Annotated in this window: 16 protein-coding genes; 8 read left to right on the forward strand and 8 right to left on the reverse strand. The window is 46.6% G+C overall.

Annotated elements, in window-relative coordinates; genetic code table 11:
• Positions 1 to 57: 57 nt before the first annotated feature.
• From ACO08K_RS31475 to ACO08K_RS31490, 4 genes are all read left to right on the forward strand, one after another.
• Positions 58 to 1,266, forward strand: coding sequence for a DUF4230 domain-containing protein (locus ACO08K_RS31475; protein ID WP_421800475.1), 1,209 nt, complete (start codon positions 58 to 60; stop codon positions 1,264 to 1,266).
• Between the two features lie 103 nt (positions 1,267 to 1,369).
• Positions 1,370 to 2,023, forward strand: coding sequence for a LuxR C-terminal-related transcriptional regulator (locus tag ACO08K_RS31480; protein ID WP_421800476.1), 654 nt, complete (start codon positions 1,370 to 1,372; stop codon positions 2,021 to 2,023).
• A 91-nt stretch (positions 2,024 to 2,114) separates the two neighbouring features.
• Entirely contained in the window at positions 2,115 to 3,167 is a 1,053-nt protein-coding gene (locus ACO08K_RS31485) for a LysM peptidoglycan-binding domain-containing protein (protein ID WP_421800477.1), read from the forward strand.
• A 374-nt stretch (positions 3,168 to 3,541) separates the two neighbouring features.
• Positions 3,542 to 6,895: a carboxypeptidase regulatory-like domain-containing protein gene (locus ACO08K_RS31490; RefSeq protein WP_421800478.1), complete on the forward strand. Its 3,354-nt coding sequence runs from the start codon at positions 3,542 to 3,544 to the stop codon at positions 6,893 to 6,895.
• A 108-nt stretch (positions 6,896 to 7,003) separates the two neighbouring features.
• On the opposite strand, the gene ctlX is transcribed toward ACO08K_RS31490, so the two are convergent.
• The 5 genes from ctlX to ACO08K_RS31515 all read right to left on the reverse strand — a co-directional run bounded on the left by ctlX (position 7,004) and on the right by ACO08K_RS31515 (position 12,296).
• Positions 7,004 to 7,939 carry a citrulline utilization hydrolase CtlX gene (ctlX, locus tag ACO08K_RS31495; RefSeq protein WP_421800479.1) on the reverse strand — a complete coding sequence of 312 codons (936 nt, stop codon included), beginning with the start codon at positions 7,937 to 7,939 and terminating at the stop codon, positions 7,004 to 7,006.
• Positions 7,940 to 8,025: 86 nt separating this feature from the next.
• Positions 8,026 to 8,811 carry a queuosine precursor transporter gene (locus ACO08K_RS31500; RefSeq protein ID WP_421800480.1) on the reverse strand — a complete coding sequence of 262 codons (786 nt, stop codon included), beginning with the start codon at positions 8,809 to 8,811 and terminating at the stop codon, positions 8,026 to 8,028.
• 88 nt (positions 8,812 to 8,899) lie between these two features.
• Complete coding sequence (gene queD / locus ACO08K_RS31505; protein WP_421800481.1) at positions 8,900 to 9,256, reverse strand: 6-carboxytetrahydropterin synthase QueD; 357 nt, start codon at positions 9,254 to 9,256, stop codon at positions 8,900 to 8,902.
• A 119-nt stretch (positions 9,257 to 9,375) separates the two neighbouring features.
• Positions 9,376 to 11,454, reverse strand: coding sequence for a ComEA family DNA-binding protein (locus ACO08K_RS31510; RefSeq protein WP_421800482.1), 2,079 nt, complete (start codon positions 11,452 to 11,454; stop codon positions 9,376 to 9,378).
• A gap of 536 nt (positions 11,455 to 11,990) precedes the next feature.
• A complete protein-coding gene (locus tag ACO08K_RS31515) occupies positions 11,991 to 12,296 on the reverse strand; it encodes a hypothetical protein (protein ID WP_421800483.1) in 306 nt (101 codons plus the stop codon).
• Between ACO08K_RS31515 and ACO08K_RS31520 the strand changes: the two genes are divergently transcribed.
• Positions 12,295 to 13,416 (forward strand): outer membrane beta-barrel protein, encoded by a 1,122-nt coding sequence (locus ACO08K_RS31520; protein ID WP_421800484.1) that lies wholly within the window; start codon positions 12,295 to 12,297, stop codon positions 13,414 to 13,416. The two genes, ACO08K_RS31515 and ACO08K_RS31520, sit on opposite strands and share 2 nt — an antisense overlap.
• Positions 13,417 to 13,520: 104 nt before the next feature.
• Positions 13,521 to 14,531, forward strand: coding sequence for a glutamine synthetase beta-grasp domain-containing protein (locus tag ACO08K_RS31525; RefSeq protein WP_421800485.1), 1,011 nt, complete (start codon positions 13,521 to 13,523; stop codon positions 14,529 to 14,531).
• Between the two features lie 76 nt (positions 14,532 to 14,607).
• On the opposite strand, the gene ACO08K_RS31530 is transcribed toward ACO08K_RS31525, so the two are convergent.
• Positions 14,608 to 15,615, reverse strand: a complete 1,008-nt coding sequence (locus tag ACO08K_RS31530; protein WP_421800486.1) for a LacI family DNA-binding transcriptional regulator — start codon at positions 15,613 to 15,615, stop codon at positions 14,608 to 14,610.
• Between the two features lie 324 nt (positions 15,616 to 15,939).
• Between ACO08K_RS31530 and ACO08K_RS31535 the strand changes: the two genes are divergently transcribed.
• Both ACO08K_RS31535 and ACO08K_RS31540 read left to right on the forward strand, forming a co-directional pair.
• Positions 15,940 to 16,485: an RNA polymerase sigma-70 factor gene (locus tag ACO08K_RS31535; RefSeq protein ID WP_421800487.1), complete on the forward strand. Its 546-nt coding sequence runs from the start codon at positions 15,940 to 15,942 to the stop codon at positions 16,483 to 16,485.
• A gap of 236 nt (positions 16,486 to 16,721) precedes the next feature.
• Positions 16,722 to 16,937 carry a PspC domain-containing protein gene (locus tag ACO08K_RS31540; RefSeq protein WP_421800488.1) on the forward strand — a complete coding sequence of 72 codons (216 nt, stop codon included), beginning with the start codon at positions 16,722 to 16,724 and terminating at the stop codon, positions 16,935 to 16,937.
• Here ACO08K_RS31540 and ACO08K_RS31545 read toward each other — a convergent pair.
• Together ACO08K_RS31545 and ACO08K_RS31550 are read right to left on the reverse strand one after the other, a co-directional pair.
• Positions 16,934 to 18,484: a long-chain-fatty-acid--CoA ligase gene (locus ACO08K_RS31545; RefSeq protein ID WP_421800489.1), complete on the reverse strand. Its 1,551-nt coding sequence runs from the start codon at positions 18,482 to 18,484 to the stop codon at positions 16,934 to 16,936. The genes ACO08K_RS31540 and ACO08K_RS31545 overlap by 4 nt on opposite strands.
• Before the next feature lie 180 nt (positions 18,485 to 18,664).
• Positions 18,665 to 22,306 carry a CHRD domain-containing protein gene (locus ACO08K_RS31550; RefSeq protein WP_421800490.1) on the reverse strand — a complete coding sequence of 1,214 codons (3,642 nt, stop codon included), beginning with the start codon at positions 22,304 to 22,306 and terminating at the stop codon, positions 18,665 to 18,667.
• Positions 22,307 to 22,346 lie beyond the last annotated feature (40 nt).

The raw sequence follows: 22,346 nt of genomic DNA on the forward strand, positions 1-22,346 counted from the left end.
GGCAAGCACATAGGGTTGCCCCAACAAATTTATTACTTTTGACCAAAATCTAATGTTATGTCTGAAGGTGTTGACTCCCGTTTGCGCATCAGCCAAACTTTTTTGGCCATCTTGGTCATTGCCTTGTTTGGTTTAATCGCTTATAAATATTTGCCCAAAGGCGCCATGAGTGGCGATGTCACCACCGTGCCCAAGGAATTCCAATTGAATTACCTGCCAGCCGATTTCAATTTTGACATCGACGAAGAAGATGCCCTGGCCATTCTGACCAATCCCAAGCGTTACCGCAGGGAATTCAACCAATTGGTGTATGACATGAACATGGCGATCCTGAACCATACCGCCAATCGTATGGGTTTGAGCGAGTCGGTTAAAAAACAGTTGCCCAACGAATATGACAAACACCACGATTATTTGCGCAACTTGTACTACGATGAATTTTTAGCCATCAAAGACACCACCAGTAGTTTGTACCAAACCTGGTACGACAATGGTTTCAAAAATGCAGCAAAAATCTGGTACGAAGTGGCTGCCAAATACACCTGCTACCTGGTCAATAACGTAATGGGTGGACTCATCCCGATGAAAGATGGGGCTTTTTATGCCAAGGGCAAAAGGGTGGACACTCCCTGTGGCATTGCACTCACTGAAGCCCTTTCACCCTTGATGAAACAGATTGAAGAAAGAGCAGCGATAGAAGACTTCGGCCGATCACGAGGACTCCTGCAGGAGCGGGTTGAAAAGGTGGTATCTGAATTGGCTACTTATGAAATACGCGACAAAAAAGGCTTGACCAAACAATTCCAGACTAAAGTATGGGGTTTCGCCGTGTCCTCTACCGACGTCGAAATCACCGCCATCAGCATCCTTAAGATCGGTTTCAAACTCGACGATTATTTCGACATCAAACTCAACGGAAAAAGTAAACTGGTCACCGTTACTTTACCCGAACCGATCATCCTCTCTCATGAAGTATACCCAAAAATGGACCGCATGAGCATCGGCTGGTTGCGTGAATTAAAAGGTGACGATTTGAATAAGGCCTTCAATGTACTGCGTGAAGAGTTTCGCCGCGATGCCATGAATGCCGATGCCATGGATAAGGCCAAGGTCCAGGCCCGCGAAGTGCTCAATACGATGATGGGGCCCTTGGTCAGTTCTTTGGGTTCCAAGTACAAACTGCGGGTGATGTTTGAAGAAGGCGACCCAACTCCTCAAGAATTTAAACCCAGAGACCCCTTTGGTGACCTCTCTCCCGAGCAGTAATCCAACATTTGTAATTCTCCCGACACCCTATTTAAACATAGTCTAAATAAATTTTGTCTGAAATAAAAATAAAACTTACCTTCGCGCTAATTGTTAACGTAGCATGAAGCAATATTCCGTAATACTGGCAGATGAACAACCTTTGGTCCGCCTGGCCCTGCGCCAGTTACTGGGCCAGAAAGAACATTACCAAATTGTAGCGGAAGTATGCAATGAAGAAGAAATGCTTGCTGCAATAAGGGTAAATAAGCCAAATTTAGTCATTGTTGATTATAGTCAATCCGAAAGTTTCCGGCCCAATTCCATTGCAAAAATCAAAACCATTTCACCCCAAACCCAGGTGTTGGTCATTAGTGCAGATACGCGCAAAGACAATATTGCACAGGTGCTGGAGCTGGGAATCACCAGCTTTTTAACCAAGACATGCGGCCTCAATGAAGTCTTGGAAGCTGCCCAAGCCACCCTCAAAGGAGAGAAGTTTTTTTGTGGCCGGGTGATTGATTTTTTATTGGAAAAATCTTTTGCCAAAGAGGCCGAGGTCAACTGTTCACCGACCCCGCTTTCGGTTCGAGAAATCGAAATTGTACAACTTTCCGCTAAAGGACTGATTGCCAAAGAAATCGCAGACACCCTCAATCTGAGCACCCATACCGTTTATACGCATCGGAAAAACATTATGAAAAAATTGCAGATCAGCTCTTCCTCCGAGTTGGTACTTTACGCGGTGAGTAAGGGTTTGGTACAAAATGAAATTTGAGCGTTTTCCTTTCTGTCTCATTCCTTTCTTTAAAGAATTGTTGATTTTTTGAATAAAAACTCGCAACTTGCCTTGCTATAAGGCAATCAATATGAAAAAAAAATCAATTGCGCTGTACTTGCTGATTTGCGCTCCACTTTGGGTAATGGCACAAACCTATGTCGCACCTCCCCCCTTGCTGCCCAACCCAGGTTACAATGCCAATGCCAATCCCGTCAAGGAGCCAGTTTATGCTCCGGAGACCAACAGCAACCTCAACAATACAGCTTCGTCTAACCAGAATGGTAGAATTCACCTGGTAAAAAAAGGAGAAAGCCTCTACCGCATCGCCAAGTTATACCAGGTCACCGTGGACGACATCAAAGCCTGGAACTATCTCCAGTCTGATTTGATCTCAGCGGGGGCCAGCCTCAGCATTGGTACTCCAGCGCCCTATGTGGCCAGCAACAGTGTACCAGCACAATACAACCAAATGACTGAGCGCTCGGTCCCGGGTTGGCAAACTGGCTTGCAAAACCACACCCTACTTGCGGGTGAATCGCTTGCTGCCATTGCCAATTATTATGGCCTGACCGAAGCGCGTTTGCGCTCGATGAACAACCTGGGGCCGCAAGACCTGGTACCCGCTGGTTACGTACTCAACGTCAACCCATGTCTGGGCAATACCTCAATGAGCAACAATCCTCCTGCTTCGTACGAGCAACCCAATACCCCAGGGAACTACGCCTCCGGGAATGGTCAGGATTACAGCTCTCCCGTTCCCAAATACATTCCTCAGGATCGTTCAGCGAATACCAATACGCCGAACAGTTACAACTATCAGGATAATTCCATTAATAATTCTGGCACTTACACTTATCGACGCGAAGATCAGTACGACCCCAATGCAAACTACAATTCAGGAGTACCCAATAGTTATGAGTATACCGCCCGGGGTGGCGTGCCCAACACCCCAAACACCAATCTTGGCACTCCTGGGGCTTTGATTTACGAAAATGGTCGACGGGTTCATTTGGTAGGTAGCAATGATACCCTTGAAACCATTGCGGATCAATATCAGGTGCCAGCTGAACGCCTTCGCTATCTCAACAAGATGGGCGCGTACGATGTAGTTCGCCCAACTCAAAAATTACTCCTGGAATAATTTGATCAAAAAATATACAAATAATGCTTGATTGGGCGTTATAATTCCCCATTCACCGCTCAATCAAGCACTATCCTTTTCTAAATGCTTGTGGTTTAGCAATCAATGTTAAATTTACGTTAACTTTTTTTTCAGAAACTTTTTCTTTCCTTTCACGTGAATCAAAAAAATTTTACCACGTAAAATCCAGGGGATAACTTTATTTATTCTTAATAACAATATTTTTACAACAAAATTAACATAGGTTACTTTTTTATAATCAATTGATTTTTAATCATAAAACTAACCCTGAGTTAATGTTGATTTCAAAACCGTGAGTTAATTTTGCACCGTGATTAGTTTTTACTCATTCCATCACCAAATTTAACTAGTTTATGAAGCTTGCTAACCTGTTTAAAGCGCTTTGCACAGTAGTTGTCATTCTAGCTGCGCAATTGGGCGCTTTTGCTCAGGTGACTACTTCCGCGATGGCCGGTATCATTACCGACTCCAAAGGAGAAGCCCTGATTGGTGCCAACGTGGTTGCAGTACACGTACCTTCGGGTACCTCGTATGGTACCGCTACCGACCTGGACGGTTCTTACCGCATGCCAGGTATGCGTGTAGGTGGTCCCTACAAAATTACGGTGACATACACCGGATTTGCCGACCAAGTAAAAGAAAACATTTACATCAGCTTGGGAACTGCTGCAACCATCAACTTCGAGTTGGCAGAGCAAGCAGTAACTTTGGACGACGTTGTGATCAGCAGCGGCAAAAACTCCATCTTCTCCAGCGATCGTACCGGTGCCGCAGTACAATACGACACCAAAGCAATCAACAGCCTCCCTACCATTGGCCGTACCATTGACGACATTACCAAGTACAACGCCTACAGCAACGGACGTTCCTTTGCTGGTCAGGATAGCCGTTTCAACAACTTCACCATCGACGGTTCGGTGTTCAACAACGGTTTTGGTTTGGGTTCATCTGCTCAGGCGGGTGGTCGTACTGGTACCAGCGCCATTTCGCTGGACGCATTGGAAGAACTCCAAATCAACATTGCACCTTTTGATGTTCGTCAGTCTGGCTTTGCCGGAGCAGGCATCAACGCAGTAACCCGCTCTGGTACCAACGAATTTTCAGGTTCTGCTTACCACATTTGGCGTAGCCAGGATTTGGTGGGAGAAAAAGCAGATGGTCAGAAAATTCCTGCCGTAACCATTGATGAAAAGACAACTGGTTTCCGTTTGGGTGGTCCAATCATCAAAAATAAGTTGTTCTTCTTTGTCAACGGTGAGCAATTCAAAAGCTCTAACCCCGCTTTGACCTGGCAATTGAACCGCGCTGGAGCTACCGGTAACGTATCCCGCGTAACTGAAGCCGACCTTCAGGATTTGAGTAGCTTCATGAAGACCAACTTCAACTACGACCTGGGAACCTTGGACAATTTCAACAACGACATCACCAGCCGCAAAGGTATTGCCCGTTTGGACTACAACATCAGCCAAAAGCACAAAGCCTCTTTGCGCTACTCGCACCACAACTCTGAATCTGAGCAAGTAATCAGTAGCTCAAACAGTAGTAACACTGCGGGTAACGGTAACCGTCAAAACTCTGCCTTGGCTATCTCTGGCGAGAACACTGGTTACATCATCCAGGACAATACCCGTTCGATTGCTTTTGAATTGAACTCGGTGTTGAGCAACAAAACATCGAACAACTTTGTGGCTACCTTCAACAAACAAATTGAAGACCGCAAATACCGCACCGACGTTTTCCCAACTGTTGATATCCTGAAGGACGGAACCACTTACACTACCATTGGTTTTGACCCCTTCACGCCAAACAACAAGTTGAACTACAGCACGCTTAACCTGATCAACAACTACAACATTTCGGTTAAGAAGCACTACTTCACCATTGGTTTGGGTTATGAATACTTCCAGTCTAACAACGTATTCTTCCCAGCTTCTAACGGCGTTTATGTGTACAACTCGATTGCTGACTTCAAAGCAGCAGCACTGGATTTTAAAAACAACCCAAACAATACCGTTTCACCTGTAACTGTGAACCGTTACAACTTGCGCTATTCTCTGTTACCTGATGGAGCTGAGCCACTGCAAGTGTTGAAGGTATCTACTTTCACCGGTTATGTACAGGATGAGCTGCAAGTTTCCAAGCGCTTCAAACTGACTTACGGTGTACGTGCAGACCTCTTCAAATACGACAACGGAACTGCTGAAGACTTCTACAACCCGGTTGTAGGTGGTTTGACTTTCAAGGATGAAAACAACGAAAACCTGAAAATCAATACAGGTGCATTCCCTAAAGCTGCGGTATTGCTGTCTCCACGTTTAGGTTTCAACCTGGATGTTAAAGGTGATCAAAAAACCCAAGTTCGCGGGGGTACGGGTATCTTCGTTTCCCGCATTCCTCAGGTATTGGTGTCCAACCAGTTGGGTAACAACGGGGTAAACACTGCTGTGATCAACGTAACCAATACAACTGCTTATCCATTTACGACCGATCCTAGCCGTTTTGAGCCAGGTAGCACAGATATCACCAAGTTGCCACCTTATGTTATCAACGCATCTAAGGAGGATCTGAAATACCCAAGCCTGTGGAAAAGCAACCTGGCCATTGACCAGAAATTACCACTTGGCCTGGTCTTCACCGTTGAAGGTATCTACAACCAGGTGTTGCAAGGTTTGCGCTACATCGATGCCAACCTGAAAGGCCCAGATCGTGTACTGAAAGGTGCTGACACTCGTGGTCGTTTCCCTGCATCAGGAGTTGCCAGCTCTGGTTCAGGTGCCAACAACACCGTAAACATCGCCCGCTTCATCAACCCAACCATTTCTAACGCTTTCGTTTTGGCCAATACGACAGAAGGGTATGCTTACTCTTTCACTGCAAAATTGGAAAAACCAGCGGTTAATGGTTTTGGTGGGATGATTGGTTATACCTATGCTAAGGCTACTGACCTTCAGTCGGTTGGTAGTACGGTACAAGCCAACGCGCCAACTGTAGGTGGTCAAAACTTCCTGGAAGCGTCTTACTCTGACAACGACCTGCGTCACCGTTTTGTAGGTTTTGTGAACTACCGTATCAACTATGGTGGCAAGTTTGGTGGCGCTACTGAGATCACTTTGGGTGGTGTTGCTGCAAGTGGTTCCAAAGTTAACTATACTTATGGCAACGACTTGAATGGTGATGGTCAGATCAACGACCTGATCTATGTACCTAACAATGCTACAGAGCTTACCTTCTCCAACCTTACCGTGGGTAGTGGTGCCAATGCCAAAACCTTTACTGCTGCAGAGCAACAAACTGCTTTCAATGCATTCATCGCTTCAGATGAGTACCTGAATTCTCGTCGTGGTCAGTATGCAGAGCGCAACGGCGGCTACCTGCCCTGGTTGACTCGTTTTGACCTCACCGTGATGCAAGAAGTATACATCAAAATTGGTGAGAAGAAAAACACCTTGCAGTTCCGTGCGGACATCCTCAACTTCGGCAACATGCTGAATAATGCCTGGGGTGTAGGAAACCAACTCACCTCTGGTAGCTTTGGTACTGCCAACCCACTGACTGTAGCTGCGGTTGCGGCGGATGGTACTCCATCTTTCCGTATGGCGACTCGGGTTGTGAATGGCCAAACCATCCTGCTGGATACTCCTTTTGTAAAAACCATCAACGTGAACAACGTATGGCAGGCACAATTGGGCGTACGTTACTACTTCTAAGCAATACTTGACGATCAAGTCTTAGGATAAAAAAAGGGCTGCTTCCGATGGAGGCAGCCCTGATTTTTTTAGTTCAAACCTGATGCGGTTCTTTGCTTTCGATTGGTTCTAAGATCGGTGTGGCAAAAACACCTCCGCCATCATACACCTTGCACTCCCCCCACCATAAGTTTCAATGGTTTTGATCGGGCTGTGCAAAATCTTGGTGTGTTTTTCAATTTTTGCAATTTGATCTGGCTTTAAGGACTCGTAAGCCTGAGTCGACATCACCAGAAAGGTTTGGCCGCTCGTGTTGCGCACCTGCAGCATATTGCCTGCAAAAGACATCATTTGATCCAGACTCAGGTCAATGACTTCTTTGCCTGTAGCATCAAAATAGGACAACAAATCTGATTTATCTTCGGCATCCCGAATGCTATCCAGTACAATTACCACAAAGGTTTCGCCCAGAGCCATCATCACATTGGTGTGGTAAATATCCTGTCCCTGGCCATCCACCGCATGAAAAAGGACTGGCGTATAACCGGTGATTCGGGAAAACTCCTCCAATAATTCTGGGTCGGTACGCGGACTCAGACAAGCATAAACCAGGCGATTGGGACGGTCCAAAATCATACTCCCCGTACCTTCGAGGAATTTGTCCTGGGCCTCGTGGCCTTCCATCCGCACATGGTTGGTAATGGCGAATTGCGTGGATAGGTCATTCAAAACATCTTCACGACGTTCCAACCTGCGTTTGGCCGCATACATCGGATAGGTTATGATCAGGCCATCCTGGTGAAAAGTAACCCAGTTATTGGGGAACACTGCATCAGGAGTAAGGGGATCAGCGCTGTCTTCTACTACGATAACGTTGACTCCAGCCGCCCGTAATTTGGCGACAAAAGTGTCAAATTCGGCTTTGGCTTTTTCTTGGATTTCTGCCGGGCTGAGGCTTTGGTCATTGACTTGAAAAGCATTGTTGGATGCCGTTTCCTCATTGAATCCAAAATGGGCTGGACGTACCATCAGGATGGTATCGGTGGTTTGCTGGATGCTTTGCATAGATATATTAGGTATCTGGTCAGGCTAAAACGTCTGGCAACAAAAATAGAAAAAAATGGGCTCCGAAGTTTATAAACTTGACAGCGTCACCAAGAAGTAGCTCGTTTTTTCATCGCTTCTGAGGTCTCATGCCCCAGGTAATAATCAATGCCCCGGTGAGCAACATACAAAATAGGCGTAAGACAGAGTGCCATCAAAAATTTGTAGGAGTACTGAATGGTGGCTACTGCAAACAGCTGGTTCCAGGTCCAGGGTTCTACATTGCCTACCAATTCCGGTCCCCATTTAAACGCAATACAGAGCACCACCATGCTATCAAAAAACTGGGAAACAACCGTTGACCCAGTGGCCCGCAGCCAGATGTTTTTTTCCCCAGTCCATTTTTTGATCCGATGAAAAATGAGCACATCGGTCAACTGGCCAATGGTAAAAGCGGTAAGTGAACCAATGATGATCAACATTCCCTGCCCCAGAATAACACTAAAGGCATTTTGCATATTGGGCACTCCTCGTGTGGCATTTTGCTCCAACCACCATTCAGCGGGCACCAGGTTTATTGAAGCAAAAATCATGATAAAAGCATAAGAAATAAGTCCAATCGCTAGAAAGGACAACAACTGGACACCCCGTTTGCCGTAATATTCATTGATGATGTCGGTCATGATAAACACGACCGGCCATAGCAAGACTCCAGCCGAAAATTGCAGGGCACCTTTTTGGCCAAATAAATTAAAATTGAAGGGTTCGATTCCCAGGGTGTTTTCAAGGGCGAATATTTTCACACCGATGAATTCTGCCACCAGTGCATTGGCAACAAAAAAACCACCCAAAATGATAAACAGGCGAGAGGAACGATTGGTGATTACATCCACTGCATCAAGCTTTAAATGATCATTGCACAATAAAATGCCCAATTCGCCTCTAAAGTTTACTCACTTTGTTTTAATTCAACAAATTTCACTATTGGCCGTAATAAATCACCCCAGTGGTTGGGGTTTCTTTTACTTCAATTGATTTAAGTTGAGCCAATTTAGGTTTGAGACGATCCCAAATCCATACGGCAATCACTTCCGCGGTTGGGTTCTCCAAGCCCGGAATATCATTGAGCATTTTGTGGTCCAGGATTTTTTCCAGCGGCTTCCAGGCATTTTTTACGTCGGCGAAGTCAACCACCCAACCCAAATGTGGATCTAAAGGCCCCTCCAAAAGGATCTTTACATAATAGGTATGCCCATGCATGTGTGCACACTTATGTCCGGCGGGTACATTGGGCAAAAAATGGGCTGCATCAAAGCTGAATTCCTTGTACAATTCCATGTTTGGATTTTTTGAGGCGCAAAGATAGAAAATAGCTATCAGCAGTCAGCTATCAGCAGTCAGCAAAACGGATTGCTGGTTACTCATTGCTGATAGCTCATTGCTGACTGCTGATCGCCCTAAAACACATATTTAATCTGAGCACTCAGCTGGGTTCTTCGAGGCCCGTTGATCAATTCCAGACCACTTCCGATCTCCGTTTGATTGGACCAGAAGGTTTGGGCAAAACGGGCTTCTATCGTCAGCGCAGATACCGGTCGATACCGTAAGTTCAGGTACACCCGTGAGCCCCGATTGTAATAAGGTGGAATGGAAAAGGTGTTGAGCAGGTCGTTTTCGTAGTAATAAAAACGCACATTGTAACTATCGGTATCAAACAGGGCAAAACGAGTATTGAATGACAGTGGAAAGCCAATCGGCTGAACAATTACATCCTGCAATACCGCAAATCCAAATTCTTTCGCCCCGACACCATCATCCCAATACCCCCAATCGGCGCGGGTGCGCAACTCCATGGCTTTACTCACCTGGTTGCTGATGTAGGTACGCAATTGTATCAGTCTGGTGGGGGCTAGCACATTATAGGCAGTTTCGTTGCCGAAGGCGTTTTCCTCCTTGTTTTCCTGACGCAACTCTACAAAGGCCCGCATCCGGCGGCGTTTTTCATAAGTCAGGCGCAATCGCCATTCGGTGCCACGGGAGGGTGCATCTACCTGAAAGCGCAACCAGGGGTGCCGCCACACATCGTAATAGGCATTAACCGTCCAGCCAGTGCGAGGTCGGACTTCCAAACCCATGTACATCCCTTCTTCGTTGCGCCCTCCATCGGTTTCCCCAAAAGCGGCTGCGCCCAGCGCCTGGAAATTGCGTGGGTAACGGCGGTAAACCAAGGCCGCATCCATTTTCCGATCCAGGGTCATCAGCAAGCCATTTAAAGTGGAGATGGCTCCATTGTCGCTCCAGGCGGTTTCTCCAAAAGCATTCAAATTGCCCCAACGAGCCGAATAATCAACACTGGTGTTAAATAGGGATTGCCCTTGAAAGTAAAAACGGTTGTAGGGCTGTGGATTGAGGGTCAAAGCTCGATCAAAGCGATGGTACACGCTGTTGATTCCCAGCCGGTAAGATCCACTATGGTATTGTAGCGACAAGCCACTGATGTTCTGGCGCACACTGTTTTTGTCTTCAATTTCACGGGCAGTCCGATGAAATCCTGCGTCGATGAAGGAACTGAAGCTAGCCACTTCCTCATCCAGGGTATCAACACCATTGACATTACCATCACGCAAGCGACTGGAATAAAAAGCGGTTGCCTCCAATTTGTCGCTCAGGGCATAACTAATCCCCACTCCACGCAGGTAATTGGCTTCATTGGCTGAGGCATAAGGGCGCAGGTTGCGCGCGTTGCGTTTGACCAAAGTAGACGCCGCATTTTTTCCCGTGCTGAATCCCGAAAACAAAATCAAACCTTGTCCAAAACTGGCATTAAAATCCCCCAGGGCCAATGCTTTTAGTTTTTTGCGGTAGTTGTTCAGGAAAAAATGCGCTGAATAAAAATCAAAACCCTGGCGATTGTTTTCTTTAAAAAAAGCCTCACCTCGATCCTTTTCAGCGGTGATTCCAAAACTCAAACGATTGTAATAAGTATGCCGCCAGCGGACAAACAACTGGTTGGGGTCACCCCGGTAAGACTGGTCAGACTCTGGATTGGCATAACCTGCCTGTTTTTCCAATACTCGGGACCAACGCATTTGAGCCTCATTCCGGCCATCGCCGATCATTTCCAGGATGGAAGCCTGGAAATCATCCAAATCCCCCCCAGTAGTCAGGTAAGGAATAATGCGGCGAATGAGCGCTAAATCAAAACCAGGAATGACCTGCAATTCATACAAAGCCAGAAGCGGCCCCGCGGTTTTACGGTATTGTAAAAGGTTATTGATTTGTATGTCATTCAACAAACCCAGTTCACGCAAATCAGCTTCATCACAACGATTGATGTTAAGCGGGCGTTTTTGAAATGTAGCCAAAAGATCGAACTGCCCATTCAAATCAAAATCGCCTGATTCAGCTCCACTATTTTGCAAAAAATCTTCCAGCAAGTCTGTTGGCACAGGATCTACGATTATACTGTCTGGCCGCTGGGCGATCGACAATAGCGATACCATCAATAAAAAAGGTAAAATAAGTATACTGCGCATAGTGAGTAGCAATGATGAGCTATCCTGCGAAGATAAAGTAAGCAGTTTAAGTTCAGACTATAATCCGAATGAAAAGAGATTTTTAGTCCAATCAGGGGTAAAAAGCAAATTTTTTACGCTGAATCGACTTATTTTTAATAAAAAAACAAGCCATTAAGGACACTTGGACATAAAGGCATAAATCAAATTTAAACAATTGCAAATCAAATAATTAATACTCACAATCACCCCATAATAGTGCGCTAGCCATCACATTGAAAGCAAAAAATAAATAGTATGGGCCCGGCACAGCAAGTACTTTTACATTATCAAATGAAGCCAAGGTCAACTGACCAGAACCAAACAAGCAAATAAGCGCTACTCAACAAACCCCGCCTGCCCTTAGCCAAATTACCACTTTAAAAATAATCATTGATTGAACTTTCACTTGTGTGGGCAAGTGCTACCAATTCAAACAATGAAATTTCACTTCAATCCGGCAGAAAGAAGTGGCTCATCGTTAGCAATGACTTTGAGTGTCAAGGCCGGATTTTCAACTAAAGCAATTTTTCTTTTGATTGATTGACCCAATCAGGTCGAGCACAAAAACAAAAAAGGCCTCCGAGATTTGTGGGAATCTGGAAGCCTGCGAAAGAAAACGGTAATCCATTTTCAACTAAAGCTGAGCAAAGGTAAAACATCTTGCGCATTTTCTCAAATGATTTTTGAGAGGATGAGAATGGATTATCATCATACCCACTAAGATTCGCCACAGAAGTGGTGAGCATTAATGGGTTAGCACAATCTCCAATTGTGCCAAAATGTTGGTTTGTTCTTTCTCTAACCCTCAAATATCTGAACATGAGAATTTTTTACAGTGCAGTATGTCTATTTGTGTTTGTTTCTCTCGCAAACATTTCTTTTGCTCAAGACGATGTGTTACAAGAGTCATTGGTTTCGCGCTTCAAGCAGCGCTGGAGCAAGCAGGATTCAGTTCCTGAGTCTCCACTTGTCATCAGAGGTGCAGTAGATGCTTATTTCCTAGCAGGAAAGGCACCACTACCAACCAGCTTTACAGGTGGAACGAATAACTCTTTTTCACTGGGCATGGCTAACGTGATTTTATCCAAAGAGGGTAAAGTGGGGTTTGTAGCTGACCTTGCCTTCGGTCCACGTGCTGAAGGGGCTAACGGCGGTTTTGATGCAGATGGCAAAGTAACGACTTTGACTGCGATCAAACAGCTATACGTTACTTATGCTCCATTCGAAGCATTGAAGTTTACCCTGGGTAACTTCAGTACTTTCTATGGGTATGAATTGATTGATGCTCCTTTGAATGTCAATTACAGCACGTCTTACTTGTTTTCTTATGGTCCGTTCTTCCACACAGGTGTGAAAGCCAACGTAGCCTTATCTGACAAGTTTGGAGCAATGATTGGGGTATTTGGTGACACAGATACCAAAATTGATGTGGTAAAAGGCCAACATCTTGGTGCGCAGTTATCTTATGTAAATGGTAACTTTTCCACCTACTTGAACTATTTGGGTGGCCGCTTCGCCGAAGAAACAGAAGATTCTCCCGAAATTATGAGCAACCAATTTGACATCACTGCCTCTTTCCAGGCAACTGAAAAATTCGGACTCGGTTTCAACGCAGCAATGCGTACTTTGTCTTCTGATAGTGATGGCGATGCCAGCTGGTCTGGTGCAGCATTGTATGCTAAGTATGCTTTCAGCGATTCCTTCCTTTTTGGGGTACGTGCTGAAACCATCGATGATAAAGATGGCTTCCTTTTCGGAGAAGAAGACAATAACATCTTTGCGCTGACCCTTTCAGGTAATGTTACGATTGCAAAAAACTTGCGTTTGATTCCTGAATTGCGTTTCGATTCTGCTAAAGCCACTGGCACCTTTACCTCATACAGCGATGAGGCACTGAAAGCAAATTCAGTATTCCTCTTAGCCGCAGTGTATAGCTTCTAACTCAAAACACGAGATAGAGATAGAGTGCTCAAACCTGCCTTCTGCAGTATTTGGGCACTCTGCCTTTTCACCTTAAACACAAATTTTTTAAACTAAAAGCAATCATGGCAAAAGCAAAACTAGAGTACATTTGGTTGGATGGCTATCAACCTATGCAAAGCTTGCGCAGTAAAACAAAGATTGTTGATGATTTTAGCGGAAAACTGGAAGATTGCCCAATGTGGTCTTTCGACGGTAGCTCTACTGAGCAAGCTCCAGGTAACTCCTCCGACTGTCTGCTGAAACCAGTTGCCTTGTATCCCGATCCGGCTCGCAAAAATGGCTGGTTGGTCATGACCGAAGTACTGAGCGCCGATGGCACTGCTCACCCATCCAACGGTCGTGCAATGATCGAAGATGACGACAACGACTTCTGGTTTGGTTTCGAACAAGAATATTTCCTTTGGGATCCTGCCACTGGCAAACCGCTGGGCTTCCCAGAAAATGGTTACCCAGCACCACAGGGTCCATACTATTGCTCCGTTGGTTATGGCAAGGCTTATGGCCGCGAAATCATTGAAGAGCATTTGGATATCTGCCTTGAAGCTGGCCTGAACGTTGAGGGGATCAACGCAGAGGTGGCCACTGGCCAATGGGAGTTCCAGATTTTTGCCAAAGGTGCTAAATCTGCTGGTGATCAAATTTGGGTTGCTCGTTATTTGCTCGAGCGCGTTGGTGAACAACACGGCGTTTCCATCGAGTGGCATTGCAAGCCTGTAAAAGGTGACTGGAATGGCTCTGGTATGCACGCCAACTTCTCCAATACCCTCTTGCGTACCGCAGGAAGTAAAGAAACATACGAAAAAATTCTTGAGTCTTTCCGTCCAGTTATCGCCGAACACATCGCTGTTTATGGCCCAGATAACCACCTGCGTTTGACAGGTAAGCACGAAACTCAAGCCATTGATACCTTCAGCTATGGTGTTTCCGACCGTGGTGCTTCAATCCGCATCCCTGTTGTTACCGTTGAAAAAGGCTGGAAAGGTTATTTGGAAGATCGTCGTCCAAACTCTGCTGCAGATCCATACAAAGTGGCTGCACGGATCATCAAGACGGTCAAATCTGCTTCGCTCTAGTTCCTGCATAGACATATGCCAACTAGCCCGCTTTGGTTCGCCGGAGCGGGTTTCTTTTTTTTAGCGAAGCTATAGCTCAAACTGAGCTCCGAACTACCAATTCGGGTTTAAAAATCCGCGTTTGTAATTTGAAATCCTTATCCGGCGATTCGATGTTTTCGAGCAAAATCCGGGCCGTTTCCTGCCCCATTTCATAAGATTGTTGGCTGATGGTGGTGAGGGGAGGTTCGAGTAAAGGGCCGACAGCAAGATTGGTGAATCCAATGAGTGCCAAATCCCGGGGGATTTTCAGGTTCAACTCCCGGGCAGCTTTAAGTACCCCCAAGGCAACATAATCACTCACTGCAAAAATGGCATCAGGGGGCTGGGGTAAGCTCAACAAATCCAGCGCCGTTTGATGGCTATCCTCCATCCGAAAAGTAGTGTGTACCAAGTATTCCGGACGAAGTTCCATTTGAGCATCCCGCAGAGCGGCTTTGAATCCCTGCATGCGCAAACGGGTTAATTTGAGGGTGGAGGGCCCAGCAATATGGGCAATGCGCTGCCGACCACTCTTGATCAAAAACTCACCTGCCTTATACCCACCTTCGAAATTATCGTTAATGATTTTATGGCCATATACCTGATCATTGGCCCGATCGAACATGGCCAGCGGGATGTCCAGGTCTTTGAGCATATTGAGGTGTTTAAAATCCTGGGTGGAACTGCCTATCGAGATGGCAACCCCATCAACCCTTGCCCCAATCAATTGATCGATGATTTTTACTTCCCGCTCATAGATGTTTTGTGATTGGAAGATCATTACGTTATAGCCTTGCTGGTAAGCTACATTTTCCAGCCCATTGATGATTTCTGAAAAAAACTGATTGTCAATCTCAGGCACCACCAATCCAATGGTATGGGTTCGTTTTTTCAATAAACCAATGGCGTGGGAGCTGGGTCGGTAGTTCAATTGTTCCGCCAGCTCCAGCACCTTTTGTTTGGTTTCAGGTTTTACGTCATATCGATTGTGCAATGCCCGCGATACCGTGGCAACCGAGATGTTGAGCATCCGGGCAATGTCCTTTATACTCACTTGCGGCATGGCTTGGCTTTGATTATGGTTGAGGAGTTGAGAGGTTGAGAAGTTGAGTACGTTCTGCGTCTAAGTCGCTCGCGGAAGCCTCAACTTCTCAACTTTCTCAACCTTCTCAACTTTTGTTGATTCTACAATATTACTCAAATTCAGAAAAAGGAGAGGTGTTTTATCCATCTTATCGGAAAGTTCCGTAAACGTTTACATACATTTTTGAAGCTTTTTAATGCCAATTACCAAAACAAATACCATGAATTGAACTAATTTCGAGTATTCTTCAGGGAATGGGGAGATTTTCCAAATAAACTTCGGAATTCCTAAACCGACTTCATTATGGCTGCACAAAACCACCACATCGAAACGTTGTTCAAGCAAACCTTAGAGCAAGGCGATTCGGCCAGTTTTGAGGCCCTTTTTAAAAACCAATACGCACAATTGTGCAGTTTTGCAACCCGCTACCTGCACAGCCCGGAAGCAGCCGAGGAGGCAGTATCGGAAGTATTTTACAAAATTTGGAAAAATCGCGCCCAGATCAACATCAAAACCTCCGCAAAATATTACCTCTATGCCAGTGTACGCAACATGGCCATCGACATACAGCGGCAGTCAAAAAAACAACAACACAACTCAGATGATTGTCTTTACGACCAAGCTTACCCTGGGCCAGATGCTTATGACACCCTGATCGGACGAGAGACCCAGCAAAAAATTGACTCTGCAATTTTACGTTTGCCCCCACAATGTCGTACTGTGTTCCAATTGAGTCGCCACGAGGGCCTCAAGTACCAGGAAATCGCCAACCGCTTAGGCATTTCCATCAAAACGGTAGAAACCCAAATGACCCGAGCACTGAAACAACTGCGAGTAGAAATGTTGTAGCTTACATCTTTATTAATTTCCACCAAACACAAAGCAGCACATTGAATACAAAGCCTAGTCAACGCCTAACTTTGTGCCCTTTGTGCTGCCTTTGTGTTCTTTGTGCTAAAAAAATGTCGTCGCTTTAGCCTTCCAACTTTGGGTTGACACTTAAAATTCCAAGCACGTACAACCTTTTCCCGGATATTGCGTTAATTTGCATGTTCAAATGGTTAACCATGTTTTAAGCAACAGCTATGAAAGAAATGAAATCCCTCCTGGCACGCTCCGCCTTTGGCGTTTGTAGTTATGTTGGTCAAAAAATGGGCCTGTCTCCTGACCGGGTTCGTTTGTATTTCATTTACGCCTCCTTCGTTACCTTAGGGTCACCAATCATTGTATACCTGGTGATGGCTTTTTGGTTGAATGTCAAAAAGTACATCAAGGCCGGCCGGAATATGCTTTGGTCCTAGTCCTGTTTTCGCAGATCCTTTTTCAAAATTTTACCCGTAGCACTCATTGGCAGTGCGTCCAACAACTCTACCACCCGGGGATATTTATAGGCTGCGATCCGTTCGCTGGTCCATTGTATGATTTCCTCCGGGCTGGCACTGGCTCCGTCTTTCAATACCACACAAGCCTTGATTTCTTCGCCATATTCATCGTTGGGTATCCCGATCACTGCAACCAGGGAAATAGCCGGGTGTTGAATCATCACCTCCTCCACCTCGCGTGGATACACATTGAAGCCACCCCGAATGATCATGTCTTTGGTGCGGTCAACAATGTAGAAGTATCCATCTTCGTCCTGAATCGCCACATCACCCGAGTGTAACCAACCATCTTGCAGGGATTCGGCGGTTGCCTCAGGTTTGCGGTAATACCCTTTCATCACATTGTGACCCCGGTAAAGCAATTGCCCCTTTTCCCCTACTGCCACGGTTTGGCCTTTGTCGTCAACCAGTTTGACCTCTACGCCCCAAACTGGCGTGCCAATGCTCCCCGGTTTACGTGGTCGATCGGGGTGGTTAAAGGTCACCACCGGTGAACCTTCCGACATGCCATAACCTTCAATGATCGGCACATTGAAGCGGGCTTCAAAATCCTTGAGTACCTGCACGGGCAAGGAAGCACCGCCCGACACTGCAATGCGCAATTGAGCCGCGATGCTTTGGTAATCGAATTTCTCCTCCTTGTAATTCAGCAAGCCCCAATACATGGTTGGCACTCCCGCAAAAACGGTCACTTTATTTTTGGCCATGAGTCCAAATACTGCTTCAGCATCAAACCTTGGCAGCAACACACTAGTAGCCCCACGGTACAAACCCGCGTTCATCAACACGGTCATCGCAAAGATGTGAAAGAGCGGCAGCACAATCAACAAAGTATCGGTTGGCTGAATGCCCACCAAATCTGCCGAAAGGATGGCGTTTTGCAAGAGGTTGCTATGGGTCAACTCAGCTCCTTTGGGCCGGCCTGTTGTGCCCGATGTGTAAATGATAATTGCAGTGTCCTCAGCCCCAGTGGCATGAGCCTGTCCGGCAGGGGATTGCCCAGCCATCAAACTGCCCAAAGTGGCTACACCCGGTACGGCTGGGGCATCGGTTGGCTGTGGCATGATGAGGAAAAAATGATCGCAGGTAGGTACTTCGCCAAAGGCCTGATGCCCCATTTGGCCGATCGGCAAATCAGGTGTGCCTACAAAACAAAAATAAGCTTTGGCCTCACTGTCGCTTAGGTGGTAAACAATTTCGTCTTTTTTGAGCAGTACGCTCAGCGGTACCACCACGGCACCTGCTTTCAAAATCCCGAAGTAAATGATGGGAAAATAGGGCAGGTTAAAACTGCTGAGGGCCACTTTGTCCCCAGGCTGTATGCCTTGCGCCCGCAGGCCATTGGCCACTTGATTGGCCGCGCCATTGACCTGGGCAAAGCTGAGTTGAACATCGCCAAAAATAAAGGCTGTTTTTTGTGGATAGCGCCGCGCGCTGTCTTCAAGCAGGACAGATAGGTTGAGCATGCGATCTAGAGTTTTTAATGCAGGTTGATGGGTGAATATACGAGGAAATTGGGGAATGGGATGTGGGTGGGGGCAAAGATTTATTGCTATAAAACCACAAAGGCACCAAAATACCAAGCATTGACTTCATCAATCGCTCAGCATCTTAGTGCCTTCGTGGCTAAAAAAAACTTACTTCCCCTATCTCACTATAAAGCGTCGGGTAGCAATTTTTCCATCATTCAGTATGCTCAAGAAGTAAGTGCCCGCTGGCAATTGTCCCACTGCAAAGCTTTCAAAATTGACACTCTGCCCTGGGAAGCTCACCTGGCGTTCGGCCATTTTGCGGCCCAGCGCATCGCTGATCCAAAGGGAGCCTTTAATGGCTTCTTCGGCGCGGATGCGTACACTCACTTGATCATCAACCATGGTGGGGAATACTGTCATTTCACTTAGGCCGGGAGTCAAATCGCGAGTGCCTGTTACGGTACCTCTGGTAAGTGTAACCGAAGCAATCGCACTGGCAGTAGTCAAACTACCATCCGAAGTTCTAACCCGATGGTAAACGGTGATGGACCCACCCAAGGGGATTCCAGCCGTAGTCAACAAAGTATCTACAGCACCGTAAGTCAGGGTAATGGAAAGCGCATCCGCTACATTGCGACGGAAAACAACCAGCGCAAAAAGTGGATCAGCTGCCAGTTCCCAGGTATAGGCCAGTTTGTTTTTGTCTGTACCTGCTGACCATTTGGGCTCCAACAAAGTGGATGACTTGCCTTCCAAAGTCAAAGTTCCTCCATTGGGCGGAGAAGTGATGCTGCCTGCCTGAGGGAAACGATTGATTTCGGGCAAAATTTGCCCTCTAAGCTCACCACTGCGTGAAAAATCGCTGTGGACATTGGCATACAGTCCATTGTCGTACAAAGCCGTCACTTGATCAGCAGTCAAAATATATTGGTTGTCGGCGGCGAAATAACTGCCCCCCAGGTTATCGGCATCGAGGGTTGGTTTGAGTGGGATGATCACTCCACCATTCCTACCAGCAGTATTGGTATGGATATGTGATCCAACTCCGGCAGCATAAGCAGCTGTTAAACCTGCAAAACGGCCAGTTACGGTCAGGGTGGTACCCGATAATTCAAATTTTAAGGCACCAGCACCAGCAGAGGCCACGGCTTGAACTTCATTTGCACCCAAAAGTGTGGCAGTAAAGTATGAAGTAGCCAATGGTAAAATCTGGCCCCGAATTTCGCCCCCGCGGAAAGCAGCAGTATGGATGTTGGCATAGTTCAAACGTTTGCGCAAGGAATCAATAAATCCGGCAGTCATGGTAGCACTATTGTCGGCTGCTGCAAAAAAACCGGAACGGTTATCAGCAGCAGGTGTAGCCTTTAAAGCTCTGGCAATCGAGCCATTTGAACCTGCCAGCCCACGGTGAATGTGTGCTCCACCCGCTACATCCGCTGCGAAATCAGCACTTAAACCACCAAAAGCTCCGGTGAAAGTACCGTTGGTTCCGGCGATTTCAAGGATACCCATCCCTGTGGCAGTGGTATTCACTGCAGGTTGTTCGCTAGCGCCGGAGAGCGGAGCGACCAGGTACATGGTTGCTTCAGGCAGCAATTGGCTACGCAATTCTCCGGAACGCTGGGTAGCGGTGTGGATGTTCACATACAACTGGCGATTTTTCAGTTGGGTAACCTGATCAGCAGTCAGGGTAAAGGTATTGTCTTTTGCTTCGTAGCGTCCCCCGAGGCCATTGGCATCAATGGTCGGTTTTAGGTTAAATTGAATGCCCCCAGTTGCTCCAGCGTAGCCCAGGTGTACGTGTGAACCACCAGCAACATCCGTTGCCACTGCACTACTCAAGCCTCTGAAAGTACCGGAAATCACTAATTCAGTGCCCAGCAATTCAGCTTTAACTGCTCCAAGTCCTCTGGAGACAGCTTCAGGTACTTCAAAAATGCTGGACAAATACGCACTGAAATTGACCGGCTTTTCTGGCAACAATTGGCCACGGATCTCTCCTCCACCAAATGTCGCGGAGTGAACGTTGAAATAACAGCCGCGATTAAAGAGGCGTTGTACTTCCGCACTTGGGATTTTCAAGGCATTTAAGCTGGCATTTAGGGCACCTGAGCGCAAATCGGTGGGGGTGAGGGTAACTTCGGTCAGGATGCTGCCATTTTCACCTGCCAAACCACGATGGATGTGTGCACCTCCTCTAACGTTTGCAGCCAGGTCACTCTCCAGTCCAGCGTAGGAGCCGGAAACGATCACGTTACCAGTATCCACCACTTCTACAATGACCATACCTGTAGCCAATGTATTGATCGCTGGTGATTCATTGCTACCTGAAAGGTGGGCGCGGAATACGGCCCGAGTAGTAGCATTGACGATTTGACCCCGGATTTCACCAGAACGTGCTTTGGCACTATGCACATTGGCGTACCAGCGACGGCTATTCAAGGCAGTAATTTGGTCTGCAGTCAGTGTAATGGTGTTATTGGCAGCTTCAAATACCCCTCCTTTAAGGTCTGCATTGGCAGTCGCTTTCAGGGGAATTTGAATGCCTCCGTTTTGACCTGCATACCCCAGGTGGATGTGCGCCCCCCCCGATACATCTGCTGCAAAATCTCCTTCCAGTCGGTTGAACGATCCAGTGACAACCATTTGAGTACCGCTCAACTCGACGGCGATTGCGCCACTCGCCTGGGTCATTACGACCGGGTTTTCATAACTACCAAATAGGTTAGCTCCATAATAAACATCGGATTTTTTTAACAACTGTCCCCGAATTTCACCAGAAGGGTATCTCTTCGAATGGACATTGGCGTAGAGTTGGCGGTTGTTTAAAGCCGTAAGCTGGTTCGCGGTAAGTTTGAATTTATTTTTTTGGGGCTCAAAACTTCCAGAGAAGGGATTTGCACCAGGAGTCATAACCAGAATAACCTGGATGCCTCCATTTTGGCCAGCATAACCCAAATGAATATGCGCACCTCCCGATACATTGGTGGCCACACTGTCCGTCAATCCTGAAAAGCTGCCACTAACTGTAAGGGTATCTCCGATCAAAGTTGCCAACACCTTGCCGCTGGCCAAGGTAGCCACGGGGTTCCCTTCATTACGCCCAGTCAGGTTAGCTTCATACAAGAATGTATCCACTTTTACCACAGGAGTAGTGTAAGTAACCACTAAAGATGGTGTACCCGTTCCACTTTGACGGGAGTTGAGGCGAACAGCAGTACCATTAGTGCTTTCATCTCCTTTCAAAAGCCAGCCAAAATTGCTGGCTTTTTTCGATACCCAGTCTTGTACATCTTTGACCATTTCAACACCTGTCCAAGTAGATACTGATCCTGAAGTTACGTTTGCGCTTGCACTGGTTGTAGCTGAAAAATCTCCTCCTGGTGTAGTCCAGGTTGCAGAATTGAAGGTACTGTGGGTCCAGGTAGCATCATTGGTACTGGGGGCTGCCCCGCCCCCTTCTTCGCCTGTAGCTTTGGAACTACCCTCGCCCCAGGTAGTTGTAACTCGGTGCGCTTCTATATCGGCGGCTGCCTGTTTCGATCCTGTAAGTTGTAACTTCACATCGGTAATCGTTGCATTGGAGGGTATTTCAGACAGATCAAACTGAATCAGCGCACGGCGGATTCCATTAACGGTGGCCTCCGTTTTACCTACGAATAAGTAGCTTCCGGTACCATTACTTTTACTTCCCTCACTGTACAAGGTGTTGTCCTTGCTCGCTTTGAGGGTAAGCGTTGTTTGGGCATAGGTACTGCTAAAGAGCAAACCTGTCAAGGCCAAAAGGGATAAAATTCGGGAGTAAATGTTTTTCATAATCATGATTAGGTTAAATGCATAAAATGGGAATGGGCAC

This window comes from Haliscomenobacter sp. (assembly GCF_965225875.1).
GTDB lineage: Bacteria > Bacteroidota > Bacteroidia > Chitinophagales > Saprospiraceae > Haliscomenobacter.

Bases quoted from the DNA above. Each gene is read 5' to 3' on its own strand.
- ACO08K_RS31475 (WP_421800475.1), top strand. From the start codon at position 58: ATGTCTGAAGGTGTTGACTCCCGTTTGCGCATCAGCCAAACTTTTTTG.
- ACO08K_RS31480 (WP_421800476.1), top strand. From the start codon at position 1,370: ATGAAGCAATATTCCGTAATACTGGCAGATGAACAACCTTTGGTCCGC.
- ACO08K_RS31485 (WP_421800477.1), top strand. From the start codon at position 2,115: ATGAAAAAAAAATCAATTGCGCTGTACTTGCTGATTTGCGCTCCACTT.
- ACO08K_RS31490 (WP_421800478.1), top strand. From the start codon at position 3,542: ATGAAGCTTGCTAACCTGTTTAAAGCGCTTTGCACAGTAGTTGTCATT.
- ctlX (WP_421800479.1), bottom strand. From the start codon at position 7,939: ATGCAAAGCATCCAGCAAACCACCGATACCATCCTGATGGTACGTCCA.
- queD (WP_421800481.1), bottom strand. From the start codon at position 9,256: ATGGAATTGTACAAGGAATTCAGCTTTGATGCAGCCCATTTTTTGCCC.
- ACO08K_RS31510 (WP_421800482.1), bottom strand. From the start codon at position 11,454: ATGCGCAGTATACTTATTTTACCTTTTTTATTGATGGTATCGCTATTG.
- ACO08K_RS31520 (WP_421800484.1), top strand. From the start codon at position 12,295: ATGAGAATTTTTTACAGTGCAGTATGTCTATTTGTGTTTGTTTCTCTC.
- ACO08K_RS31515 (WP_421800483.1), bottom strand. From the start codon at position 12,296: ATGTTCAGATATTTGAGGGTTAGAGAAAGAACAAACCAACATTTTGGC.
- ACO08K_RS31525 (WP_421800485.1), top strand. From the start codon at position 13,521: ATGGCAAAAGCAAAACTAGAGTACATTTGGTTGGATGGCTATCAACCT.
- ACO08K_RS31530 (WP_421800486.1), bottom strand. From the start codon at position 15,615: ATGCCGCAAGTGAGTATAAAGGACATTGCCCGGATGCTCAACATCTCG.
- ACO08K_RS31535 (WP_421800487.1), top strand. From the start codon at position 15,940: ATGGCTGCACAAAACCACCACATCGAAACGTTGTTCAAGCAAACCTTA.
- ACO08K_RS31540 (WP_421800488.1), top strand. From the start codon at position 16,722: ATGAAAGAAATGAAATCCCTCCTGGCACGCTCCGCCTTTGGCGTTTGT.
- ACO08K_RS31545 (WP_421800489.1), bottom strand. From the start codon at position 18,484: ATGCTCAACCTATCTGTCCTGCTTGAAGACAGCGCGCGGCGCTATCCA.
- ACO08K_RS31550 (WP_421800490.1), bottom strand. From the start codon at position 22,306: ATGAAAAACATTTACTCCCGAATTTTATCCCTTTTGGCCTTGACAGGT.